This window comes from Aneurinibacillus danicus, assembly GCF_007991215.1.
Classification (GTDB): domain Bacteria; phylum Bacillota; class Bacilli; order Aneurinibacillales; family Aneurinibacillaceae; genus Aneurinibacillus; species Aneurinibacillus danicus.
Genome location: NZ_BJXX01000049.1, coordinates 38,854 through 62,406, shown reverse-complemented (window position 1 = coordinate 62,406; position 23,553 = coordinate 38,854). Strand labels below are relative to the sequence as shown.

Below are 23,553 nucleotides of genomic sequence, written 5' to 3'. Positions count from 1 at the left end.
GCCATGGTGGTTTTTTGTCAAAATACGATAAAAAGCACCCTGTTCCAAATTGGAATAGGATGCTGTGAAAAACTTGTATAAAAAAAATCGATATTTGCCCGCTTTTCTTATTTACTAATTTAATTGTTCTTGAAGGATTTCTTTTAGGAGTCTTAGTCCATCATAGTTAAACAAGAAGAGGAGCAACGATGTAGAAGGGTACTACCCTGGATTAATAACAAAGATTTTCATCCGGTTCAATACCATTTGCTTCACAATAATCACGATATCGCTTGTATATAGCGAACACATCATCTTCACGATAAATAGTATTATCTTGCTCAAAGAACTGTATGCTACCGGTAAGTATAAATAGTGTTGTCATGCCTTCCACTGGATCTGCACAGAGAGTATGGATATCACCAGGCGGTTCAAAAATAAGTGTTCCCGGCTTTGCTTTCCAGTCTTTTTCGAGATAATGCCACTTTCCTTCAATTACGTAACCGATAACAGAACCCCCAGTATGACGATGACGGGAAAGCTTAGCCCCTTCATCGACTTTAAACAGCATAATCCAGAGTCCCGTCGTAAAGTCGAATCGAAGTGGCTTGAACCAAGAACCGCCATCTTCAAAAAATGGTATCCACGGCATGTCAGTGGAATGGTTAACTCGATCCGGAAGCATAAATCGCTCCGTAAATGCATTCATCACGTCATCTACAATGCGTGACGATACTTGTTTTGTCTCCATAATGAATACCTCCTATAAAATTAAATTCGCTTTTTTATAACGCAAACATTATGCCAAAAATTAATTCTTATCTGATAATAAAAATATAGAGAGAAATATTTCATAAAGTTAACAACTATATCCCATTTTCAGTGTTAATTATAAGGATTTTAGATGTTTTCTTAGACATTTTTATACAAAATAATAGAAAAAACGCCCGCAAAATTTTATTGTGTATAGACTATTTACATCATATGACTGTTAGAGACATGTGCAGGAAAATGCGACACTGTAGCTATCAAAGACATATGAATCAATATGCGACGTCTGTACATCTCTTCTTGAAATGTAGTAACTCCCTACCTTTTGTGTGGATACGGAATAAGGAAAGAACAAATGAGAGAGGAAATCAAAACATGTGATAATTCAGTATATTTAGTATATAATAGTAGATTATAGAAGTGAAAATAGTGTTTATATCAATAAATACACATTACGGTAATTTTAAAAACAAATTTGTGTAAGCGGTTACTATCATCTATGATACCTATCTGCAGTAAATACACTGCTCATGCCCACTTTTACATTACTTTATAAAGGATGATCATAGCATGAACAGCCCATTTATTCCCTTAAATATTTCTTCTTCACCAAAGAGTGAAAAAGTTAAAATTGAAAGAGCCTGGGAACATTTTATATCAGGTAAAAACCTCGTCACAGAAGTGAGATCTTTAACTTATCAATCCTGGGAACGATCTGTAAAGCATGGGGTACATCCCATTCAAGGAAAAGCCCCAACTGTTTTATCACAAGATAAAATTCAAGAGTACCAATCGACAAATCACCTTTATTCTATTACAGAACCTCTACTTATTAAACTTAAAGATTTAGCGATAGACTCAGGACATTTAATCGCTTTTTGTAACCATAATGGAGAAATATTATATTTAGATGGAGATTCACCACTTATACAAAAAGCCGAAGAAATAAACTTCGTTTTAGGAACTTCATGGTCGGAGCTCCATGTAGGAACCAACGCTATGGGTACCTCCCTGGCTATAGGTACCCCTATGCAAGTATTCGCTGGTGAGCATTTTTGTCAGCCGGTCCACAATTGGGTGTGTTCAGCATCACCTATTAAAGACCCTGCGACAAAGAAGGTACTTGGGGCAATTAATTTAACCGGAATTTGGGATGTAATACATCCTAATTCCCTGTCTACTGTGATTTCTACAGCCCAAATCATTGAAGAAAAGCTCCTTAACCACCTGAAATTTGAACATTTTATATTATTAGAACACTATATAGAAACAACGACTAAAAACTCAGATAAAATATTAGCTGTACTTGATCGCGGGTATCAAGTTGTTAAAGCGTCTTCCCTATTCTATGACAACGGTTGGATCGACAAAAATAACCGTCTTATTGACTTAGATAAAGCAGTTCTATCATCAGGTAATAAACATAGGTGGGAAGTGGAAAAAAAGAATGGAAGGTGGACTTTTGAGTTAACTCCTTATTTCCACCAAGGGTACCCAATTGGTACGGTAGTACATGCTATTTCACCAATTAAAGTTTCAAATCATACAGGAAACTTTGCCAAACACACCTTCTTAAGTATGGTTGGTCAGTCCTCAAAATTTCTATCAGTTATTACAGAGGCTCGTTCAATGGCCAATCTAGATTTACCAGTGTTAATCGAGGGAGAGAGCGGAACCGGAAAAGAACTATTAGCCCAATCCATTCACTCATCTAGTCATCGCTCTTCGGGGCCTTTTGTAGCAGTTAACTGCGGAGCCATTCCAAAAGAACTTGCAGCAAGTGAATTATTTGGATATGAGGAAGGAACATTTACTGGTGGCCAGAAAGGAGGGCGTGCTGGCAAGTTTCAACAGGCTGAAGGTGGCACTATATTTTTAGATGAAATTGGAGAGATGCCATTAAATCTACAAACGATATTATTACGGGTCCTTGAAGAAAGAGAGATTGTTCGTCTTGGTGGAAAGAAACCTATCAAGTTAAATGTTCGAGTGATTGCAGCGACGAATCGTGATTTAAAAAAAGCTTCTGAAGAAGGCAAATTTCGTCAAGATCTTTATTATCGACTCAATATTCTGTCCCTGCAAGTCCCTCCATTACGTGAGAGATCAGGAGATATTCCTTTGGTTTTAGAGCATTTGCTAAAAAATGTTTGTATGGATATAGGGAGACCACAGCTTAAGATAGATGATCAAGCTTTACTTGCCCTGGAACGATATGAATGGCCGGGAAATGTACGTGAACTACGAAACTTTGCTTATAAAATGGCTGTAAAGGTAAAAGGCAATCTAATCACTTACGCCGATCTTCCAGAGGAATTTATTGAAAAGAAAACAAGCCAAGAGTATACAGCAACAGCGAATTTATCGAACCATTATATATATAAAGAAGTACAACCAGTACAACTTTCTTTCTCATCCCCACAATACCAGGAGTCAGTAAATACGATGTCCTTATTAAAAGATCAAGAATTACAGACGATTCTTACAGTACTGAATGAAGTAAATGGCAATGTGACCGAAGCAGCTAAAAGACTAGGTATTCACAGAAGTACAATTTATAGAAAACTCGGTCGTGAATATTCACGCAAAAGATCTATTTATATTTCAAAATAGAATAAACTTATAGTTAAAAAGATTCACCAGTAATATGATGGTATCTCAATACTAAGAAACTGATCTTGAAAGAGTTCAAGATCAGTTTCTTGTTTACATATTGATAATTATAAAGTTGTAATGTGCGATGGTTCATTTTTATCCCTCCCACCAACTCATTCGCCATTAGGAAGGTTTTCCCTTCCTTCTGTCGAAGAAACAAAAGAATACAAAGGTTATGACACAGGCATTGTTTACGACTACAAAGAATACCCTGATGTTATCAGCGGACGCTGCGATAATTGCGGCAATACTCACTTCAAGAGTTCTGTTCACGATTATGTTTTCCTCAGAGAATGCAGAAAGTGTGGGATGAAGAAAAGTATCTGACCCTATTGTTTTTTATTTGCAAAATAAAAAGCGCCACATGGGTGCTCTGTTATTTCAGGTATTATCTATAGTACATCTATTTTTTGCAGGAGGCGTTTTCATGAGTCAATTGATTATGATTCTTTTCTGTATTCTATCTGTAATATGGATTGTCCAGTACTTCATAAACAAAAATAAAGGTACCTTAAAAGGGATACATACAATCCAAATGGTTTGTGGAATCACAGTTCTTGTTCTTGCTTGTCTGGTATTAGCTGGAATACTAAAGTAGTAATCACGCCGCCTTTCGGGTGGTTTTTTAATTATGCCTATACCACCCACCTCCAAGGCAAAATAAAAAGCCGCCGCTATGGACGACTTACAAATATCATTTATGGTTAATCTTCTATTTTTGTCTCTTCGATATAACCTCTCTTAGTTAATAGCTGCAGAAAATTTTTAGCGTTTTCTTTATTTCTAAATGCTTTAACGAACTTATCAATGCCGAGCTGCTCACTTACTTGTACAAATACCAAATCATTTTGTCATTCATTCTCGTACCTCCCACCGTCTTCTGAACAACGTATAAGGGGTCACGTCACGAAACGGAAAAAATCGTACGTTAAGCAAGAAATGAAAAAACCGGATTCCATTTCACAATGAATTCCGGCCCTCTCCATATCATCTTCTTATTAATGCCCCCTTGAGTTGAAAATCTTTTTACCCTCGTTATCTTAGCCAATGATCAGGGGTATTTATATAATAAGGTAGTTTAGTGTATCGATTTAGTTTTTCGTTTGCAAAATACACATGTATTACCCCCAAACAATTTTTGAAACTACGTAAATAACATTATTACTCCCCTCTTTCGTATTACCTACCATCAATTTACTGTATCTGCATCTATTTTCCTATTCTTGAACTTTATAAATTCTGGAATTTTAGTATAATTTAAAGAAAACTAGAGAAAATCAAATGTAATTCTTTATGATACATCATCATCTTTTTGAAAGGGGATGGGGAACATGAAGCAAACTACACTCATGATTGATGCTGACCAGTTGCGTGAGATTGTTGTTCGTCTGGCAAATGATGTGGTGCGCGAACTAACCCGGAACCGGAAAGAAAAGATGGGGAATAAGCTTGAATTTCATGGTGCGCTGCAAAACAAGCTTCTAGAACTGGCACCGGATTTCTGCTGCTATAGGGAGAAAGAGTATCCTATTCCTAATGTACAATCCAACGGTCGAAGTGGACGAATTGATATCGCCTGGTGGACGCTAGCTGATAGGGATTTGTTGCCCGTGTTTGAATTTGATTCAACAGTTCGCACAGTTTCATGCTCCAATCGTGGTGTTGCCCCCTAGGACGGAAGACGATCCGATCTTGAATTTCGGCAACCGGGTGGCTCTAGAGTTATAGGAGATGGACTGGGAAACATTCACACGTACGCCATCGAGGCTTACGGGAGAACCGATGGTGCGAGAGGATCGGGCTAAATTCATGAAGTCCGTTAGTGAAAATGGCTACGTCGGTAATTACACGGGAATTCGGATTTCCAGTACTGGTCGAAGATTTTACATCATACAGGCGACAGTGTGGAATCTTACGGACGAGAACGGTACGATTCGGGGACAGGCCGCTGCATTCCAGAAGCATCGCTTTATTTGACAGTCTATCGGTTCCGGAACGTAAGTCCCAAGCGCTCGTTTGGTTACACCATCATCTTCAGCGTGCAAAAGTTCGGTTATAGAGAAGAAGCGAATATTCGTGATAACATGAGGTGAATTTTATGTTTATTTTTAAAAAAAAGGCAGTAATCTCAGAAGAGGATTTGCGAAATTTTATTCAGCTTTTAGAGCAAACTTATGTAGGAAAAGATGAACTTGGATTAAGTAAACTTTTCCATCCCGAAAATAGAAATGTATCATTCTTAAATCATTTTCAAATGCAAATGCTTTTTCAAATTTATAATATAAAATCCGAAATCTTACATTTTAAAACACTTGATGTTTCGGAAAATGAAGCTACTTTAACTTACACTCGTAAACATATTTATACGTGCATAAATAGTGAAGATGAAAGAGAAGAATCACCAAATAACATAACAAGTTACTATGTTAAATTAGTTCCAAGAAAAAAATCTTTTTTGATTACTAAGTTTTCCCCATTTAGTGTATTTTATTTAGACAATAACGGAGAGATATTGGCTCAAGAAAAGGCTGTGGTTCCTAAAGATGCGCAATTTTTCGGAAACATCAAACGATTCATTAAATGCTTTCAGTTGGAAAAATATAAGCCTGCTACTTATAAAATTTATAGCGATAGTGAATTTATTGGCTATTATCCAAAAGATGAAGTTTATGACTTTGAAACCTCTGAGAAATTTACTATTGATTACTTTGAAGAAATGGATGCCTCAACTATTGAAGAACATACAAAAGCTTATCTCGACCAAGAACTATTATTGGGTGAAGTTATAGAGCAAAAGGAAACTTACTCAATTATTGAGACTCAATTTGCGGATAATTCTGGTTTAAATCATGAATTAGTTCTAAGTATGTTAGCACCAGACGGATTCTTTATGGTACGTTATCAAAAAAGCTGCAACCAGATCATTAATAATGAAATTCGCGAATTTTGGATTCAGCAAATGAAAGAAGCAATAGCGGAAATTAACAATGTTCCAAAAAAGTAGCTAGTTTTTTAGTATTTTAGCAGCTTAACTAACGGGAGCGATATATAGCAGCATTCCAGAATGTGACCATCTAACATGATGGTGAAGGAACTTCCAATGCCAAAGTAATCTTTTAATCAGGAAACAACGAATCATGACACGGCGAGGAATCCCAGGTCTTCCGACAACACTATAGAGAATATCGATTGTATCTGTTAGTTGAAATAGCCAGCGCAAATTTTGGTCTTCAATTTGATTCCATGCATCTTTTTTAATCATTTGGGCAATCATTGAGAGTATCCACCTCATTTGAATAGTTTGGTAGCACTCTCCATTCTGCCCAACGAGATGGTTTTTTTATGACCAATTTATGCATAAATTATACATTTTGCACCCCTCTCAAATACAATATAAATAAAATATGTATACTTTAAAACAATCTCAGTAAACCCAATTCAAAAAGCTACCCGGTTACTTACCTGGTAGCTTTTCATATACTTATTTCAGATTTTGCATCTCTTCCTGGCAATTTTGACAAATCATTTGTATCAAATTCATTTTCCTTTAACCCATGTTTGGAGAAACTAAACCAATATAAATAATTTATATTAACCTTTCTCAACTTGTTCGATTTTTAGACCGAAAATCTGAGGTGGTTCTATTCCATTCATCTGAAGGTATGTTGATAATTGACCACGATGATGCATTTCATGTTCCGCCAATGCCATCATGATCCTCCAGGAGCTTACCTCATGTCCATGTAGGGTTGGAACCTTTTTTGCCAATAGATCATTTCCTAAAGTTAATAAACCCTCCGTTAACCTTGCATGACACACTTCTAGGTAATGAACAATTTCCTCTATATTTTCCCCTTCACTACTTTCATGACCTGGATAGATCCACTTTCCATGCTCAAATACATTTAAGAACATGAGTTGAGAGGAACCTAGATGTCGAAGTAAATCTCCCGTTGAAAATTTATCTTCAGCTGGTTTCCATTCTAAAATAGAATTCGGTACAACTTTAACATACTGCATGGTACGCTTTCGTAATCCATCTAAAAACTTTACAAATTCCTCCACATCACGAATCATAAATACCACCCTTTTTTAAAATTTTTGCTTACAAGTACATCCATATTTCATGATTCATGTTGTGAAATCCTTTTTTTAAAACGGTTTTGTTAAAGATAACTGCACGTTAGTTCAACAAAAGGAATAAGCTTCCCAAAGCCTACTCCCTTTTCTCACGAAATCATTACAAAAAATTCAACCTGGACGTTATCTTTCGCAATTGAGATACCGCTAATTTTAGGGATACAAAAAAGGGGAGACTCCTTGAAATCCACCCTTTTTATTACCGAAACACTACAACAGGCTCCGCAAGCATTGTTTTTGCTCCGCAGAAACCTTTCTATTCCTACTCTGGTTTACGATTTACTCATTATTTTTTTCTATCCACTCTTCCACGATTTCATACGTTCCGTCTTTTGTCGCTTTCTGCTTCAAATACTTCATGTCGATCCGCTCTCTATGGGCATAATACAAACGGAATGCCCACTCGCAATCACTCTGGGAACGCCAAAACTTACAAGCACGCAACCGATCACTAATAATATCTTCAATCCCGATTACTTTAACATAGCGTCCATTCCCGATATTGAGCTTTATAACCCGGCTGTAATCACCGTCTAACCGGTTATCCGGTATCTCTACAATCAACCCAACTTCCTTGTGATACCAGTCTTTTCCCTGCTTTTCAAATCCAAGATCTAATAATACCTGGTTCGCTTTATCTCGACCGTTCAATACAAAATCAATGTCCTCTGTTAAATTCAATCGACAAAATAATCCATCTCCCTGTCATTAATATAGCGAACCTTTCCTTCTTCAACAGCTCGCATCCATTTTTCCCGGCATATTATATCCAAACAGCGCTTTTCATCTTCGTCTCGTGGTCGAACTCGTGCCTTACGCCCCTTCCCGCGAAATAATTTATAGGCCCGTTCATTTACTTCTTGTTGTTTTTCATCGATTTCTTTAAAGAACTCGTCTATGTTGAATTCACGCATACTCTTCCTCTTATTCTGTTCCTGTACCCCCCTGGTTTCATTGTACCTTTCTCTAAAAAAATTTACCCTCCTTCTATTTCAATGTAACGACAATGTCTTCTGCAAAAGAGTACGTCTGGGCCAACTTCTCCATAATCGCCTCTTTAATTTCCTCCTCCATATCCTTATGGAACATGCGAGGAATCGGGGCGATCAGCTGCGTCATTTCCTCGGAATAGTTGACTTCAATCCCAACATAACAAAGCTCGTCTTTTTCATCCATATCCAGTACAACACTGGCCAGCATCACTTCCTGTAACACCTGCTTCTTGTACGTAATATCCGCCTCCAGCTTAAACAGAAAATCGTTTTCCCTCTCCTCTACTTCTTTTACCTCGAAACTAAATGTAAATGGCTCGTAGATGAACAGTTCCCCTGGTGACACTTTGAGGAATTCACACAGGGTATTAAACGTATCGTACTGAATTCCCTTCGCATTGTGGTTCACTAGGGAGCTGATTGTTGTCCGTGACATCCCCGTTCCACTGGCAATATCGGCGATTTTTAGTCCTCTCTCTGCCATTAAAACAGCTAAATTACACTTTATCATACACAACACCTCATATTTAAAATATCATATCGACTTCATAATAAACAATATATTGTTTACTTAGATATTGACCGAATTTTTATCATTATGTACAATATAAAACAAAAGTAAACAGACTATTGTTTATTAATATGATATTTTGTTTATTGAGGTGATTCAAGTGATTACATCGAACTTACCAGTTCTGATGGCGAAACATGGGGTGAGAACGTTAGCTGAAGTTGTGAGACAAACAGGTTTGTCCAGGACAACGTTGACCACGGTCTACTACAGCAGGGGAAAAGGGATTCAGTTCGATACGATGGATGCCCTGTGTGAGATGTTCGGGGTTGGCGTTGGGGAACTGCTGGTATATACGAAAGAGGAAACATCAGAAGAAATTTATAGAAACGATACTCACCGCTGTTGAAGTGGTCAACAGCGAAATGATAAATGTGTTGACTCCTTCTTTAAAACAGGTTGATGATATTGACCTGTTTTATAAGCAAAGGTAATTGTAATCCAGATATTGTTATCCATAAAAAAGATGTCCATTTATGGTTACTTTCTATTATTCAATACGATTCGGAGGAAAAAGAGTTTTTTAAACACTTCAAAGGTATTAGCGTTATAATAACACCCGGTGGTTTTCGGGAACTCCTTTACCTGTCCTGTGAAGGTATAGAATTTTAACTTTTCAGCCAAGAAGTCTCCCGCTTCTAAACGTGAAGGTGCGACAGCACCAGTGAAAGTGGGAGATGAATTGGCTTCGGACAAGGACAGGCTTTGCCTGTTCAATTGTCCGACATTTTGATAAAATCAACCTATGATGTTCTTTGATAACTGGATATATAGGGTTGCATGGAGAAATAAAAATGCGAAAACCAAGCTAATCCTTCCATGCGTAAAATATCCAAGGTAAGAAAGAACCCCGAATCGTCGGACATCTAGGGCAGGAACTGTCCGAAGTAACGCTCAAGGAGACGAAAGAGTACTTTCGTCGAGGAGTTGAGAAGCTCCCACTTCAAGCGTTAGCTAAGTGGCGAGTAGTTCACTTAAAAATCAGAGTTAATTCTCTCCATGGTTATCATAACCATGGATACCCTAATCAGAAAAGGGGAGGTCATTACGCCCCCACCTTTTTATTACTCCCTGTCTCATACCTCATTTCCAGTGTGACCACTTCAGATGTTTACTCATGAAACTTGGTCGTTGTGTCACATCTTACATGCAGAAAGAGACAACGCTCTTTTTCCCCATTATTCATCTTACGGATCTTGTATGATAACGAAAAAGGAAGATTAAAAAAGCCTGAACTCCTTGATATAACAAGGCTTTCAGGCTCGTGTTTTCGATATTCAATTACACTTCCATAATAATCGGAAGGATCATCGGTCGGCGGCGCGTCTGCTCATACAGGAAACGTCCAAGCGCATCACGCACATTCGTCTTCAGCGATGACCATTCGTTTACATTCTCTTCCATGCAGCGATTCAGTGTCTGGCTTACAATGCGGTTCGCTTCTTCAAGCAGCGCTTCCGATTCACGTACATACACAAAACCGCGGGAAATAATGTCCGGTCCTGACAAGATTGTTCCGTTTTGTTTGCTCAATGTAACTACAACAACTAAAATACCATCCTGCGATAATAGCTTTCTGTCGCGCAATACGATGTTTCCGACATCGCCTACGCCAAGTCCGTCGATGAGCACAATGCCTGCATGCACTTTCGGACCGTATCGGGCTTTGCCCCCGCTAATCTCAACGGTATCTCCGTTGTCAATCAAGAAAATGTTTTCCGGCTGAACGCCGCATTGTTCAGCCAGCAGGGCGTGTTGGCGAAGCATTCTAAATTCCCCGTGGATAGGAATGAAGTACTTCGGTTTCATTAGATTCAGCATTAACTTCAGTTCTTCCGCACTGCCATGTCCAGATACGTGAATGTGGTTGCCGTATACGACGTCTGCGCCGATGCGGAACAGCTGGTCAACCGTACGCGCCACATACTTCTCATTTCCCGGAATTGGCGTAGCCGCAATCAGAACGGTATCACCCGGCAGGATGTCAGCCTTGCGGTGTGCGGAGCGTGCCATGCGCGTCAGCGCCGACATCGGCTCTCCCTGACTTCCGGTAGACAAGATTACAACCCGTTCAGCGGGAAGCTTGTTAATCTCTTCCGGCTCCACCAGCATGCCTTCCGGGACGTTCAAATATCCGAGGTCCATGGCAATATTTACTACATTCACCATCGAACGACCGATGACCGTTACTTTGCGATCATACATTGCAGCCGCGTCAATAACCTGTTGGACACGGTGAATGTTGGAAGCGAACGTGGCAACTACTATCCGTCCCTTACACTTGTGGAACTGTTCTTTGATTGCTTCGCCAACTTCGCGTTCCGATCCGGTGAATCCGGGACGTTCTGCGTTCGTACTGTCTGAGAGCAACGCCAAAACACCGCGCTCACCGATTTGCGCCATCTTCGCCAGGTCAGCCATCTGATTGTTAACCGGCGTCTGATCGAACTTAAAGTCTCCGGTGTGCACCACATAGCCTTCCGGCGTATCAAGGCAGACGCCGACAGAGTCCGGAATACTGTGATTTGTTTTAAAGAACGTTGCTGTGAAGATGCCGAGCCTGACTTCCGACTTGTTGTCGATCAAGTTCAGCTTAGCATCTCCAAGCAGTCCCGCTTCTTTCAACTTGCCCTCGATCAGTCCGAGCGTCAGCTTGGTCGCGTACACCGGAACGTTCAGATGCCGCAGCACGTACGAAAGTCCGCCGATGTGATCTTCATGACCGTGCGTAATGAGGATACCGCGGACTTTGTCCTTGTTCTCCTGCAGGTACGTAATATCAGGGATAACAATATCGATGCCCAGCATCTCTTCCTCGGGGAATTTTAGGCCCGCATCGATTACCACGATGTCATCCGCGTACTGTACTACGTACATGTTTTTGCCAATCTCGCCCACGCCGCCCAAAGCGAAGATCGACAAAGCTTTCTGGTTAAGTTTCGACAAATTCATTCCTCCTAAATATTCAGTTGTAGTTACATTTAATCAAACAAAATATTCATTTTTATAAAAACCGAACCAGTCACTTGTTAATATTATACATGATGCGTCAAAGGAAAAACAAGTGCTATCACTTGTTACTATCTCCGCAAGTAGCCCTTGTTATGTAATCGTACGACAAAAGGGCAGGAAATAATTTCCCTGCCCTTTTCTTACCCAGTACGGCTATGCAAATAAACTATTTACGTATTCATGCTCTTTTTCAGTAAGCTCCACCAGCGGAAGACGCACGCCGCCCACATCGATCCCTTTTAAGGTCAATGCTGCCTTGATCGGCGTCGGGTTCGCGGTAATAAACAATCCCTCAAATATCGGAAGCAGCTTGCGGTGTAACGCACTCGCCTTCCCGATGTCACCCCCGACGAATGCTTCAATCATTTCGGTCATCTCGTTGCCGATAACGTGGCTTGCCACGCTCACGATGCCCTTGCCACCCACGGACATGCACGGCAGCGTCATTTTATCATCGCCGCTATATAACACGAAATCATCCGCCGTCTGCTCGATAATAACAGACATCTGGCTCAAATCATCGCTCGCCTCTTTTATTGCTACAATATTGGTTACATCATTCGCGAGACGAACGGTCGTCTCCGCTTTCATATTGATAACAGAGCGGCCCGGGATGTTGTACAGCATCACCGGCAGTTTCGTGCTTTCGGCAATCGTTTTGAAATGCTGGTATAAGCCTTCTTGAGATGGCTTGTTGTAATACGGCACGACCAGCATAATCGCGTCCACACCGGTTTCTGCCGCTTTTTGCGTAAGTTCAATGGAAGCGGCTGTGTTATTGCTGCCCGTGCCTGCAATAACCGGAATACGACCATCCACAATCTCGGCTACATGGCGGTATAAGTCTACTTTCTCCTGTCCGCTCAGCGCTGGCGATTCTCCGGTCGTTCCCGCGACGACCAGCGCGGTGGAACCTGTGGCAATCAGATGCTCTACCAGGGCTTCCGTCTTCTGCTTATCTACGTTAAGCTGTCCGTCGAACGGCGTCACCATTGCCGTTACCAATCGTCCAAAATCGATCACGGTTATCCTCCTTAAAATTGCACCTTGTCAAGATCAAACGTTTTGTGCAGCGCCCGAACCGCACGAACCATATCAACTTCCCGTACCAACACCCAGATGGTCGTATGCGAGTCGGCAGACTGGAGAATCTGGATATCCTCCCTCGTCAGCGTTTCAACGATACGCGCCATTACACCGGGAACACCGGCCATACCGGCCCCGATGATAGACACTTTGGCGCAGTGGCGGGCCAGCAGCGGTTCATACCCCATTCCATGCAGAATATCGACCGCTTTCTCTACCACCTCATCATGTACGGTATACGCAACCCCAATCGGATTTACGTTGATAAAGTCGACGCTGATTTCATTCTCGGCCATTGCTTTGAACACCTGCATCTGCAAATCGTATTCGCCCTCTTTGGCCATTACTTTAATCTGCGTCAGATTCGATACATGAGCGATACCCGTAATCAGGCGATCATTTACTTCACCCGCTATCCGATTCGCTTCGGCCACGCTCGTCACCAGCGTACCCTCATCGTCTGAGAACGTGGATCGCACACGGATGGGCGTATTTGTCTGCATGGCGATCTCCACCGCACGGGGGTGAAGTACCTTCGCGCCCTGGTAGGCCATATTGCAAATTTCGGTATACGTAATGGTGGACAGCGAACGAGCTTCTTCGACAATGCGCGGATCCGCAGTCATAATACCGTTCACATCGGTAAAAATGTCGACCATTTCTGCTCTTAGCGCAACGCCGAGCGCCGTTGCCGACGTGTCGCTGCCGCCTCTTCCCAGCGTAGTCGTATCCCACTCAGTCGTCCGACCCTGAAAACCGGTTACAATGACCACTTTCCCCTGCTCAAGCTCACGAAGAATCCGTTGCGGATTGATAGTCACAATCTGAGCGTTCGTGTAGTCATCATTTGTCAAGATACCGGCCTGACCCCCCGTTAACACAATGGTATTCAGGCCTTTGGCGTTCAGCATGCTCGCCATTGTCGCGGCGGAAATTACTTCCCCGCATGACATCAGCATATCGGTCTCCCGTTTGCCGAGTGCATTTCCGTTCTCTTTAATTAGGTCAAGCAACGTATCGGTGGCGTACGGATCTCCTTTTCGCCCCATCGCGGATACGACGACGCAAACGCTGTATCCCTGCTCCAGCGCTTTTTGGATATGCTGAGCCGCACGCTCTCTCTTTTCGGCGGTCGTCAGAGACGATCCGCCGAATTTTTGAACAAGTATTCTCATGCTGCTCTCATAGCTCCTTACATTAAGACTCCTTAATCAAGTTGCGTTTTACAAGCTCCTCAGCGATTTGTACCGCGTTCCATGCGGCGCCCTTTAACAGGTTATCGGATACAATCCACATGTGCAAGCCCTTCGGATTGTCGAGATCGCGGCGCAGACGTCCGACGAATGTCTCAATTTTGTCTGCCGCATCGATCGCCATCGGGTACTCCTGCTCTTCCGGATTATCCTGCACCACAATGCCCGGCGCATTTTCAAGCAAAGAGCGAACCTCAGCTAAATCGTACTCATTTTTCAGCTCTACATATACAGACTCCGAGTGACCTTTGACGACTGGAATGCGCACGCACGTTGCCGCCACAGCAATGGTCTCGTCGGAGAAAATTTTCTTCGTTTCACGCACCATCTTCATTTCTTCATTTGTAAAGCCATTTTCTAAGAATACATCAATTTGCGGAATGGCATTGAATGCAATCTGGTGCTTTTTCGGAAGTGAACCGACCGGCAGCACTTCTTTCTTTACTTCGTTGCCACGAATAATGGCTTCTGTCTGATCATGCAGTTCCTGAATCGCTTTGGCACCTGCGCCGGATACCGCCTGATACGTAGAGACGATAATGCGCTCGATTCCGTATTTTTCACGCAGCGGATTAAGCGCCGCTACCATCTGAATCGTAGAGCAGTTCGGATTGGCGATAATGCCGTTATGCTCAGCCATCGCTTCCGGATTGACTTCCGGTACAACCAGCGGTGTATTCGGGTCCATGCGAAATGCACTCGTGTTATCAATACAAATCGCACCGCGTTTCGCCGCTTCAGGCGCCAGTGCTTTGCTTACGCTTCCCCCTGCACTGAACAGAGCAATCTGTACACCTTCAAACGCTTCCGGTGTGGCTTCTTCAATCACAATCTCTTGGCCCCTAAATTGTACGGTCTTACCCGCCGAACGAGCGGACGCCAATACTTTCAACGATTGAAGTGGGAACTGCCTCTCTTCCAACATCTTTAACATTTGCTCCCCTACTGCGCCGGTAGCGCCGACGACTGCTACATGATATCCCTTGTTATTATCCATGTTTCCCACTCCTTTGTGCTCACCGAATCTTACGGTGTGACTATATTTTTTATTATGAAAATAGCAAAAAGCGCTATTGCATATAGCGAAACTTCTCTACCAGCATAGGCTGTAACTGTCTTCCTTCCAGTGCTGCTTCACACGTCTCTTTAATGAGCTCCATACGGGCAACGAGAGAATTCGGCTTCTTATCCGGGGCGTCCTGGCCATACGGTACCATGTAAATGTTCTTGGTCACCATCAATTTTGCTACGTTAGCGGCGTTAAGTCCCAATCCATCATTTGTAGAAATGGCGAGAACAACCGGACGCAAATTACGTAATGTCGCTTTTGTCGCCATCATCACCGCACTGTCAGTGACCGCATTGGCAAGCTTGCTGAGCGATGTGCCCGTGCAGGGCGCAATGACCATTACATCGAAACGCTTGCTCGGACCGAGCGGCTCGGCGTCTACGATCGTTGAGATGATGTCATTTCCGGTAATGGTATGCAGTTGTGCATGCCAGTCGCTTGAGTTGCCGAAGCGGGTGTCTGTTGTCGCGACCGTATGACTGATAACCGGCACCACCTCGGCGCCCGCATCAACCAGTCTCTGAATCTCCGGCATTACTTCTGCAAACGTGCAATGCGACCCTGTCAATCCGAAGCCAATTGTTTTACCCTTGAGATCCATCTCGATCCCTCCTGTTTCCCGTTTGTTCGAAAACAAGACGCGACAGTGTGTTCGCAATAATTTGTCCCGCAGTTTTCGGTGCAACGATTCCGGGTAAACCTGGAGCAAGGATCGCTTTAATCCCCCGCTTCTCCGCATACCGGAAATCGGTGCCGCCCGGTTTGGAGGCAAGATCGATAACCAGGGCATGGTGCTGCATATTTGCAATCACCTTGGCGGTAATAATAGGGTGGGGGATTGTATTAAAAATTAAATCCGCGTCGTCCACATGATCGCTCAGCGTATCGATATGGAACGGGGTCAGTCCCATCTCGAAAATGCGGGCCAGATCAGCCGACTTTCGGGCGCCCACCCGCACATGCGCACCTAATGCATGCAGAGCACGTGCCATGGACACACCAACCCGGCCTAACCCTAAAACCAGGCTGGTTGAGTTATGAATCGTGAAATCGGTATTTTGGATAGCCATCATCAGCGCGCCTTCCACTGTGGGAATCGAGTTATAGATAGCGACATCATCGCGATCCATCAACTCCACAAGACCAAGACCCCGCTTCCCCGCAACTCTCGTTAAGAAATTGCGGGCGATCCCGGTATAAATGCAGCAGTTGTCAGGCAACGCGGCAAGGAGTTCTTCCGTCAGTTGCAGGGGTTTGGAACAGAAAACGCTCTCGACGTACCCCTTATCATCCGATCCTACAATCGGCAGAATTAAGGTGTCCACATCGTGCAAGACATCAGCAGAAAGCGGTCGCTTCACCGCGCCGGTAAAGTTGCTCTCCAAATTATCAAAGCCGATGAGGGTTACTACGGCATCCAATTCAATGAATTTCTTGATGACTTCAAGCTGACGGGCATCCCCGCCGATGAAGGCAGCATGAATTCCTGTTAGCATAAGATAACCCCTTTCAAACCATTTTACTGCAAACCTTCGTTAAGATAAAGCACAAAACGAACGCAGCTACCATGGTTTCCCGGAATTCGTTGCATTTCTATCCTCATCGTATTCGATGTCACCCGGTATGGTGACAGACGCCCATCGCTCATTTTCTCTTATCCTTTTGCCGATTTCTCTTTCATTTCGATGATGATCATTTCGCTTCCGATTTTACGGACCGCTTTCCACGGAATCATAATCTCTTCCTTTTTCCGTCCAAGGCTAAGCAGACTGCCTGTTGGAAGTATGATAGACTCGATTTTTCCTGAAGCCGGATCAATAATAAGATCCGATTGCCCTACTACACCCATTCGTTCGCCGTTATCCAGATCAATGATTTCTTTGCCGCCCAGTTCGCTGTACCGCATTAGATCGCCCCCTTGTATACGATAAATTTACTTTTGTACATTATAGATGTATACGCTTGATAGGCCGTTATCATTAGCGTGCGGACAACAAAAGTCTTTTGAACTTGCCTATTACCTAACCGGGGGAATGATTATGCGCACACTTTGCATTTCCGACATTCATGGACACTACGATGCATTTTGCCGTCTGCTTGAACGTGTCAGTTATAACCCGGCTTCCGATCGGCTCGTACTTATGGGAGATTTCATCGACGGAGGTGCTGGACACAATCGTCAGCTCAACTGCCTTGCCATTACGGAACACGGTTACGAAACGTACAGCGTCTCTATTTCCTCGTAAAAGAAACAAGAAAAAGAGACGGCAACGCTTGCAGGTTCATTTTTCCTAAAAAGTAGTTTATGTCCGCGTGTAATTCGAAGATGGAGACAGTGATAGGTCTCTTTTCCGTTCGGACGAAAACACGCGAAGCGGGAAAAATGAAAGGCAATGCTTATGCCGTCTCTTTTTCTTGTTTTCCTTTTTATACTCCTGTATGCCCAAAGCCCCCGCTGCCCCGCTCCGTATCATCCAATGATTCTACTTGCACGAACTGTACACGTGGCACCCACTGGAATACAAGCTGGGCGATCCGGTCACCTCGCTCGACTATGAAAGGCTCTGTCCCATGGTTAATCAGGATGACACCTACTTCGCCGCGGTAATCCGCATCGATCGTTCCGGGCGCATTCAGTGTGGTGATCCCTTTTTTATAGGCCAGGCCACTGCGCGGACGCACCTGCGCCTCTAAATTATCCGGCATCGCCATGGCAAAGCCCGTTGGAACTAAAACCCGCTCTCCGGGCTGAAGCGTCACCCGCTCCGTAACAGCAGCCCGTAAATCAAAGCCGCTCGCTAAATCCGTCATTTTCTGCGGAATACCAATGTCTTCGTTTCCTGGCAAAATAGTAATCTTTACGCTAGCTTCGTACAAGAATATCGCTCCTCATATAGTCTGGAATCATCTCAAGCGGGCTGACGAGCGCTATCGCCACCGGGTTTGTGAAAATTTCTTCAGCCACCTTTTTTACACTTTCGACGGTGACGGCCTCGACACGCTGGATAATTTCATCTAAATCCAGATGGCGCGAAAGCAGTAACTCGTTCTTGCCCAGGCGGCTCATGCGGCTGCTGGTGCTCTCCAGGCTCAACATCAGGCTGCCTTTAAGCTGCTCTTTGCCTTTTTTTAATTCTTCGGTGCTAATACCGCCATCACGCAGGGCAGCTACTGTATTCATCATAACGTTGTATACTTCCTCAAGCTGCTTGGTCGCCGTGCCGGTATACAGCGTAAATGTACCTGAGTTTTTGAATGCCGAGTGATACGAATACACAGAGTACGCAAGACCACGCTCTTCCCGCACTTCCTGGAACAGACGCGAACTCATGCTGCCACCAAGCACGTTGTTCATTAAAATAAGCGAGTAGATGTCTTCATGTCCTACGTCATAGCCCGGGAAAGAGAGGCAAAGATGCGCTTGCTCCGTATCTTTCTTTCTCCAAATGGAGCCTGCGGTAAAGTTCGGTTTCACATCCGGTGTCAGCTCTTTCGTCGTGCGTTTGTAACCGGAGAAATAACGGGTAATCTCACCGAGCAATTTGTCGGTTACGTTGCCTGCCACCGTAATGACCGTTTGCTCCGGCGTGTAGCGTGCTTCAATATAGCGGTGTATATCCTCCCGTGTGATTTGATTCAGCACATCCTCCGTGCCAAGAATGCTGTAGCCAAGCGGATGCGTTTCGTAGCATGCCTTGGCGACGAGATCGTGCACCAGATCATCCGGTGTATCGTCATACATACGGATTTCCTCAATGACGACATTTTTCTCTTTCTGCAGTTCCTGCTCATCAAATACCGAATTGAAGTACATATCCGATAAAATATCAAGTGCAACCGGCGCATGTTCATCCAGCACCCGCGCATAATAACAGGTGTATTCTTTTGAAGTAAACGCGTTCACATGCCCGCCGATTTGGTCGAACGATTCGGCAATTTGCTTCGCCGAGCGGGCCGTGGTCCCTTTAAACAGCATGTGTTCAATAAAGTGAGAGATGCCGTTCACTTCTGCATTTTCATATTTCGAACCCGTGCCGATCCATATGCCTAAAGCAACAGAACGGACTGTCGGTATTTTCTCGATAATGACGCGCACGCCATTGTCCAGCGTATATTTTTCTATCACTACGCCTGCCTCCTCCAAATGACAAGAATGTCACATATTTTTCTACTATAACAAACTTAAGAAGTGCACTCAATAGGGGGGCACACGACGCGTGGAGAGGGTATCACTGACCGTGCCAAGCGTAAGTTTTTTCTCTTTGACATATCGAATGAGCCTTGGCAGTGCTTCTGCCGTGGGCGCCGTCGGGTGCATAAGCACAAGCACACCGTTATTGATTTTCGGAGCGACCGTACGAAACCATTGGTCCGGAGAAGGTTTACGCCAATCGACGGTATCGGCTGTCCACAGAATCGTCCTCAGATGATAACGGGCGGCCATATCGACAACCCGCTGATCGAAATCACCGGACGGTGGGGCAAATAGTGTCGGTGTAATGCCTGTAGCTTCAGTAATGGCGGTGTTGGTCTTTGTAATTTCCTGTTCCATGCGTGTTAACGAAAGCCGGCTCATGTTCGGATGCGAATAGGCATGACTGCCAATCTCATGACCAGCTTCGGCTATTTTCTTCGCTTCGTCAGGATATTTCTTCGTCCAGCTTCCATCAAGAAAAAAGGTAGCTTTCACTTTTTCTTTCTTCAATGTCTCGAGGATGGCTGGCAAATATTCATTGCCCCAGGCGACATTAATCATGAGGGACACCATAGGTTTATCGGAATTCCCCCGATAAATCGGGGCGGCGGCCAGCTGGTCCAGTCCAATAGTCGGCTTTACTTCCCGATACACGATGAGTGACTCATCCCACCTCCCGGCCTGCTGCATCCGCTGCAGGCTCGCCTCTTCATCAATGGAAAGCCCATTATAGCCGGGAATCGCTTTCCAGATCGGATCGATACGCGCGTTTACCGGGGGAATATTTTTTGTTTTGGCCGCTTCCTTCAATTGCTGCTCCCATTGTGCCACCTGGTTTGTCAGCGCTGCCCGATCCATCTTCTTCGATGCGATATATAAATTCACCGACTCCGATGTCATTACACTATATAAAAAGAACAGAAAGCACAGCAGAGCCAACAATCGATTCATACCTCTTCACCCCTCCCGCACATGGATAAGTTTGTACAATCTTATGCGGAAAGGGATGCAAGCATGCAGCCTGCTTCATTTTTTTGAAAATAGTATATACATACAAAAAATAGCGACTGACTTGAAGTCGTGTGTCGCTATCTTTCTACTTATTGATTCTTATTTTCCGCTGCTTCTTTCTCTTTTTGCTTCTGCTCTTTCAGCACCGCTTTATGAGAAAGGTTCACACGGCCTTGGTTGTCGATTTCAGTAACTTTGACCAGCAGCTTGTCCCCGATGGACACGACGTCTTCGACTTTGCTGACACGCTCTTCCGCCAGCTGGGAAATATGAACAAGTCCGTCTTTGCCCGAGAACAGCTCTACGAAGGCACCGAACTTCTCGATACGCTTAACGGTACCGTTGTAGACCTGCCCCACTTCGACTTCACGCACAATGTCTTCAATAATCTGCTTCGCCCGTTCGTTCGCATCTGCGTCCGGCGAAGCGATATATACGCGGCCATCCTGCTCAATGTCAATCTTTACGCCTGTTTCTTCGATAATCTTGTTAATGACACGGCCGCTTGGTCCGATAACATCACGGATTTTGTCCGGATTAATGCGAAGAATCGTGATCTTCGGCGCAAACCGTGACAATTCCTTACGCGGCTCCCGGATCGTTTCTTCCATTTTATCCAAAATGAATAAACGGCCTTCACGTGCCTGGTTCAGCGCCTGCTCAAGAATTTGGCGATCGATCCCCTCGATTTTGATGTCCATTTGCAGCGCAGTAACCCCTTTACGCGTACCGGCTACTTTGAAGTCCATATCACCAAGATGGTCTTCCATACCTTGAATGTCGGTTAGAATCGTGACATGCTCTCCATCTTTAACAAGACCCATGGCAATACCGGCTACCGGCGCCTTAATCGGTACACCTGCATGCATCATCGCCAGCGTACTCGCACAGATGCTTGCCTGAGAGCTGGATCCGTTTGATTCAAGAACTTCGGATACGAGACGAATGGTGTACGGGAATACGTCTTCGCTCGGGATAACCGGCTCAAGCGCACGCTCACCAAGCGCACCGTGTCCAATTTCACGGCGTCCCGGTGCACGCAGCGGACGGGCTTCCCCTACGCTGTACGGTGGGAAATTATAATGGTGCATAAAACGCTTGGACTCTTCCAGGCCAAGTCCGTCAAGAATCTGTACGTCACCGAGCGCACCAAGCGTACATACACTGAGCACCTGAGTTTGTCCGCGCGTAAACAGGCCGGAGCCGTGCGTGCGCGGCAGCAGATCGATTTCGCAGGAAATCGGGCGAATCTCATCTAATGCACGACCGTCCGGACGCACTTTATCATGTGTAATGAGGCGGCGAACTTCGCTTTTCACGATGTCATGCAGAATTTCGCTAATCTGCTTTTCTTGTTCCGGATACGTTTCCGCAAAATGTTCCAGCGTTTCCTCATTGATGGCATCAATCGCATCATAACGCGCCTGTTTCTCCTCGATGCGTACGGCCTCAATTAAGCGTGCTTCCGCATAGTCCCTTACAGCCGCTTCAATCTCCGAATCGAAGGAAATCAGCTCGACTTCCATTTTTTCTTTGCCGACTTCGGCCGCGATTGTACGGATTTGCTCAACGATTTTGCGAATTTCTTCATGGCCGCGCATAATCGCCTCTAGCATAACTTCTTCCGGCACTTCATCGGCACCCGCTTCAACCATGTTGATCGCGTCATATGTACCGGCTACGGTCAGATTCAAGTCGCTCTTCTCCAACTGCTCTACAGTCGGATTGATGATAAATTGTCCGTCGACCCGTCCTACGATAACGCCGCCGATCGGTCCGTTGAACGGTACATCGGAAATGCTCAGGGCGGCGGACGTTCCGATAATCGCTGCCACTTCCGTTGAACAATCCTGATCCACCGACAGCACCGTGTTTACGATCTGCACTTCATTACGGAAGCCTTCCGGGAATAGCGGACGAATCGGACGGTCAATCAGTCGGCTGGTTAATGTAGCCTTCTCGCTTGGACGTCCCTCGCGTTTAATGAAGCCACCCGGAATTTTACCTACCGCATACAGTTTTTCTTCATAGTTTACTGTCAGCGGAAAAAAATCAAGGGGAGATGGTTTCTTGGACGCGGTTACCGTGCTCAGTACCGCGGAATCGCCGTAGCGTACCAGCACCGCCGCATTGGCCTGCTTGGCGAGCTTGCCGTATTCAATCGACATTTTTCGCCCGGCAAGGTCAAACTCATACACTTTTACATCTACATCCATAAAAAATGATGCCTCCTCTCTTGCCTCAACAAAAGATATTTCGTCATTTTTCTAGTATTTCCTGCATTGACAGGAAATAAAAAAGATAAGTTGGAGTCGGAAAACGATCATGGCCGATAAGCCACAAGCCCCGACATGAAAATGAAGGGAAGGGTGACTGCCTTTTATGGTAGGAGGGCTACAGGCATGAAAAAAGCGGGGAATCCCCGCTTTCGCTTATCGACGTAAGCCTAATTTGTTGATTAACTCACGGTAACGAGTTACATCTTTGTCCTTCAAGTAAGCCAGCAGATTGCGGCGTTGACCAACCATTTTCAGCAGTCCACGGCGGGAGTGGTGGTCTTTCTTGTGCGTACGAAGATGATCGTTCAGGTAGTTAATTTTTTCAGTAAGGATAGCGATTTGTACCTCCGGAGAGCCTGTATCAGACTCGTGTGTACGGTACTCTTCAATCAGCTGTTGCTTGCGTTCTTGTGTCAAAGCCATCCTATTCACCTCCTCATTGATATCCCCAATGCCCTAGAAAACCGTTGGTGACTCGGCTTTCCAAGCCATGGTTATTAAACTAACAAAATACATTATATCATAATCGGAAAACAGAGT

Annotated in this window: 26 protein-coding genes; 8 read left to right on the top strand and 18 right to left on the bottom strand. The window is 44.2% G+C overall.

Annotated elements, in window-relative coordinates:
• Positions 1–211: 211 nt before the first annotated feature.
• Positions 212–730 carry a 2,4'-dihydroxyacetophenone dioxygenase family protein gene (locus ADA01nite_RS05685; RefSeq protein WP_146808987.1) on the bottom strand — a complete coding sequence of 173 codons (519 nt, stop codon included), beginning with the start codon at positions 728–730 and terminating at the stop codon, positions 212–214.
• Positions 731–1,320: 590 nt separating this feature from the next.
• Here ADA01nite_RS05685 and ADA01nite_RS05680 point away from each other — a divergent pair.
• From ADA01nite_RS05680 to ADA01nite_RS05660, 6 genes are all read left to right on the top strand, one after another.
• Positions 1,321–3,363 (top strand): sigma-54-dependent Fis family transcriptional regulator, encoded by a 2,043-nt coding sequence (locus ADA01nite_RS05680; RefSeq protein ID WP_146808986.1) that lies wholly within the window; start codon positions 1,321–1,323, stop codon positions 3,361–3,363.
• A 228-nt stretch (positions 3,364–3,591) separates the two neighbouring features.
• Positions 3,592–3,732 (top strand): DUF8096 family protein, encoded by a 141-nt coding sequence (locus tag ADA01nite_RS22565; RefSeq protein WP_246147237.1) that lies wholly within the window; start codon positions 3,592–3,594, stop codon positions 3,730–3,732.
• 100 nt (positions 3,733–3,832) lie between these two features.
• Positions 3,833–4,003, top strand: coding sequence for a hypothetical protein (locus ADA01nite_RS21915; protein WP_170230155.1), 171 nt, complete (start codon positions 3,833–3,835; stop codon positions 4,001–4,003).
• 733 nt (positions 4,004–4,736) lie between these two features.
• The gene (locus ADA01nite_RS05670; RefSeq protein WP_146808984.1) at positions 4,737–5,078 is read left to right on the top strand and encodes a hypothetical protein; all 342 of its coding nucleotides are present in this window, start codon (positions 4,737–4,739) and stop codon (positions 5,076–5,078) included.
• 58 nt (positions 5,079–5,136) lie between these two features.
• A complete protein-coding gene (locus ADA01nite_RS05665) occupies positions 5,137–5,382 on the top strand; it encodes an MEKHLA domain-containing protein (RefSeq protein ID WP_146808983.1) in 246 nt (81 codons plus the stop codon).
• Positions 5,383–5,503: 121 nt separating this feature from the next.
• Positions 5,504–6,409, top strand: coding sequence for a hypothetical protein (locus ADA01nite_RS05660; protein WP_146808982.1), 906 nt, complete (start codon positions 5,504–5,506; stop codon positions 6,407–6,409).
• A 24-nt stretch (positions 6,410–6,433) separates the two neighbouring features.
• Here ADA01nite_RS05660 and ADA01nite_RS05655 read toward each other — a convergent pair whose 3' ends face one another.
• The 5 genes from ADA01nite_RS05655 to ADA01nite_RS05635 form a co-directional block, all read right to left on the bottom strand.
• Positions 6,434–6,679: a hypothetical protein gene (locus ADA01nite_RS05655; RefSeq protein ID WP_146808981.1), complete on the bottom strand. Its 246-nt coding sequence runs from the start codon at positions 6,677–6,679 to the stop codon at positions 6,434–6,436.
• Between the two features lie 317 nt (positions 6,680–6,996).
• Positions 6,997–7,482 carry a DinB family protein gene (locus ADA01nite_RS05650; protein WP_146808980.1) on the bottom strand — a complete coding sequence of 162 codons (486 nt, stop codon included), beginning with the start codon at positions 7,480–7,482 and terminating at the stop codon, positions 6,997–6,999.
• A gap of 342 nt (positions 7,483–7,824) precedes the next feature.
• Positions 7,825–8,226 (bottom strand): hypothetical protein, encoded by a 402-nt coding sequence (locus ADA01nite_RS05645; protein WP_146808979.1) that lies wholly within the window; start codon positions 8,224–8,226, stop codon positions 7,825–7,827.
• Positions 8,223–8,459 carry a hypothetical protein gene (locus tag ADA01nite_RS05640; protein ID WP_057899067.1) on the bottom strand — a complete coding sequence of 79 codons (237 nt, stop codon included), beginning with the start codon at positions 8,457–8,459 and terminating at the stop codon, positions 8,223–8,225. Before ADA01nite_RS05640 ends, ADA01nite_RS05645 begins: the two co-directional genes overlap by 4 nt.
• 73 nt (positions 8,460–8,532) lie before the next feature.
• Positions 8,533–9,048 (bottom strand): helix-turn-helix domain-containing protein, encoded by a 516-nt coding sequence (locus tag ADA01nite_RS05635; protein WP_146808978.1) that lies wholly within the window; start codon positions 9,046–9,048, stop codon positions 8,533–8,535.
• A gap of 160 nt (positions 9,049–9,208) precedes the next feature.
• Between ADA01nite_RS05635 and ADA01nite_RS05630 the strand changes: the two genes are divergently transcribed.
• Positions 9,209–9,457: a helix-turn-helix domain-containing protein gene (locus ADA01nite_RS05630; protein WP_146808977.1), complete on the top strand. Its 249-nt coding sequence runs from the start codon at positions 9,209–9,211 to the stop codon at positions 9,455–9,457.
• A gap of 932 nt (positions 9,458–10,389) precedes the next feature.
• Here ADA01nite_RS05630 and ADA01nite_RS05625 read toward each other — a convergent pair.
• The 7 genes from ADA01nite_RS05625 to ADA01nite_RS05595 form a co-directional block, all read right to left on the bottom strand.
• Positions 10,390–12,060 (bottom strand): ribonuclease J, encoded by a 1,671-nt coding sequence (locus tag ADA01nite_RS05625; RefSeq protein WP_218029536.1) that lies wholly within the window; start codon positions 12,058–12,060, stop codon positions 10,390–10,392.
• A 213-nt stretch (positions 12,061–12,273) separates the two neighbouring features.
• The gene (gene dapA, locus ADA01nite_RS05620) at positions 12,274–13,143 is read right to left on the bottom strand and encodes a 4-hydroxy-tetrahydrodipicolinate synthase (RefSeq protein WP_146808975.1); all 870 of its coding nucleotides are present in this window, start codon (positions 13,141–13,143) and stop codon (positions 12,274–12,276) included.
• A gap of 11 nt (positions 13,144–13,154) precedes the next feature.
• Complete coding sequence (gene dapG / locus ADA01nite_RS05615) at positions 13,155–14,381, bottom strand: aspartate kinase (RefSeq protein WP_146808974.1); 1,227 nt, start codon at positions 14,379–14,381, stop codon at positions 13,155–13,157.
• A 22-nt stretch (positions 14,382–14,403) separates the two neighbouring features.
• Positions 14,404–15,456 (bottom strand): aspartate-semialdehyde dehydrogenase, encoded by a 1,053-nt coding sequence (locus ADA01nite_RS05610; RefSeq protein ID WP_146808973.1) that lies wholly within the window; start codon positions 15,454–15,456, stop codon positions 14,404–14,406.
• Positions 15,457–15,529: 73 nt separating this feature from the next.
• Positions 15,530–16,129 carry a dipicolinate synthase subunit B gene (locus ADA01nite_RS05605; RefSeq protein WP_146808972.1) on the bottom strand — a complete coding sequence of 200 codons (600 nt, stop codon included), beginning with the start codon at positions 16,127–16,129 and terminating at the stop codon, positions 15,530–15,532.
• Entirely contained in the window at positions 16,113–17,024 is a 912-nt protein-coding gene (gene dpsA, locus ADA01nite_RS05600) for a dipicolinate synthase subunit DpsA (protein ID WP_146808971.1), read from the bottom strand. Before dpsA ends, ADA01nite_RS05605 begins: the two co-directional genes overlap by 17 nt.
• Positions 17,025–17,182: 158 nt before the next feature.
• Positions 17,183–17,434, bottom strand: coding sequence for a YlmC/YmxH family sporulation protein (locus ADA01nite_RS05595; RefSeq protein WP_146808970.1), 252 nt, complete (start codon positions 17,432–17,434; stop codon positions 17,183–17,185).
• 133 nt (positions 17,435–17,567) lie between these two features.
• Between ADA01nite_RS05595 and ADA01nite_RS05590 the strand changes: the two genes are divergently transcribed.
• Entirely contained in the window at positions 17,568–17,774 is a 207-nt protein-coding gene (locus ADA01nite_RS05590; RefSeq protein WP_174760594.1) for a metallophosphoesterase, read from the top strand.
• 181 nt (positions 17,775–17,955) lie between these two features.
• On the opposite strand, the gene dut is transcribed toward ADA01nite_RS05590, so the two are convergent.
• The 5 genes from dut to rpsO form a co-directional block, all read right to left on the bottom strand.
• Positions 17,956–18,405 carry a dUTP diphosphatase gene (gene dut / locus ADA01nite_RS05585; RefSeq protein WP_146808969.1) on the bottom strand — a complete coding sequence of 150 codons (450 nt, stop codon included), beginning with the start codon at positions 18,403–18,405 and terminating at the stop codon, positions 17,956–17,958.
• Positions 18,392–19,654 (bottom strand): M16 family metallopeptidase, encoded by a 1,263-nt coding sequence (locus ADA01nite_RS05580; protein WP_146808968.1) that lies wholly within the window; start codon positions 19,652–19,654, stop codon positions 18,392–18,394. The genes dut and ADA01nite_RS05580 overlap by 14 nt, the downstream gene beginning before the upstream one ends.
• Positions 19,655–19,723: 69 nt before the next feature.
• Positions 19,724–20,674: a polysaccharide deacetylase family protein gene (locus ADA01nite_RS05575; RefSeq protein WP_146808967.1), complete on the bottom strand. Its 951-nt coding sequence runs from the start codon at positions 20,672–20,674 to the stop codon at positions 19,724–19,726.
• A 149-nt stretch (positions 20,675–20,823) separates the two neighbouring features.
• Positions 20,824–22,950, bottom strand: coding sequence for a polyribonucleotide nucleotidyltransferase (gene pnp / locus ADA01nite_RS05570; protein WP_146808966.1), 2,127 nt, complete (start codon positions 22,948–22,950; stop codon positions 20,824–20,826).
• Between the two features lie 216 nt (positions 22,951–23,166).
• On the bottom strand, positions 23,167–23,436 hold the full coding sequence (rpsO, locus tag ADA01nite_RS05565) for a 30S ribosomal protein S15 (RefSeq protein WP_146808965.1): 270 nt from the start codon (positions 23,434–23,436) through the stop codon (positions 23,167–23,169).
• Positions 23,437–23,553 lie beyond the last annotated feature (117 nt).